At 64.1% G+C, this 1,046-nt stretch carries 1 pseudogene; it reads right to left on the bottom strand.

The window, feature by feature from the left end:
* Nucleotides 1–104: 104 nt before the first annotated feature.
* Nucleotides 105–904 (bottom strand): annotated as a pseudogene (locus tag AC07C1_RS41280) (IS5 family transposase).
* Nucleotides 905–1,046: the final 142 nt, after the last annotated feature.

The following is a 1,046-nucleotide window of genomic DNA, read 5'->3' as shown; positions in this document are numbered from 1 at the left end:
TCAACCACAACCCACAACTGCCATGGTCCTTCCTCGCCCACACCGGACTCACCATCCACCCACCACACCCACTGAACTTACGAAAAGATCAGTAAAACGTCATCTCATTTGGCGAGTTTGCGGTAGCAGATGAGTGTGCAAGCGATGCTGGTGAAGGCGAGGAAGTGCTCGGCTTTGCGCTCGTAGCGTCGGTGGAGGCGGCGGCAGCCGACGAGCCAGGCCATGGTGCGCTCGATGGTCCAGCGGTGGCGGCCCAGCCGCTGCGAGGTCTCGACACCCTTGCGGGCGATACGGTGCCTGATACCGCGCCCGCGTAACCATCGCCGCAGGTGGGAGTAGTCGTATCCCTTGTCGGCGTGAAGCTTTCCCGGCCTGCGTCGTCGGCTTCCTCGACGGGAGCGGATCGGCGGTATGCCCTTCACCAACGGGATCAGAGCCTGGCTGTCGTGCAGGTTCGCCCCGGAGATTCAGACGGACAGAGGCAGACCGGTCCGTTCGGTGATCAAGTGGATCTTCGCCCCGTACTTGCCCCGGTCGACAGGATTCGGACCTGTCAGGTCCCCCTTTTCATGGCCCGCATGTTCACCGAGTCGATCGCACAGCGGGACCAGTCCAGCTCGCCGCGGGAGCCGAGCTCATCGAGGACCAGGCGGTGGAGCTTGGCCCACACCCTGGCCTTCGTCCACTCGGCGAAGCGCCGGTGGGCCGTCGCTCCGGACGGTCCGAATGACGCTGCCGGCAGCTGCTGCCATGTGCAGCCTGAGGTGGCCACGAACACGATGGCAGCCAGCACTTCGCGGTCACCATGGCGCCGTCGCCCACCGCCCTGAGGCCGCGTCGGTGCCTCCGGCACCACGCGTTGGAACAGGTCCCACAATTCGTCCGGCGCCAGCCGCTCAACGATCCCCACCACGGCCGACAGCCTACCGAACACGCCAAATGAGATGGCTCTTACTGATCTTTTCGTAAGTTCAGTGGGTGTGGTGGGTGGATGGTGAGTCCGGTGTGGGCGAGGAAGGACCATGGCAGTTGTGGGTTGTGGTTGA

It is taken from the genome of Streptomyces sp. NPDC045022, assembly GCF_056432605.1.
The sequence above is the reverse complement of the archived record's forward strand: the minus strand, read 5'-3'. Positions and strand labels throughout refer to the sequence as shown.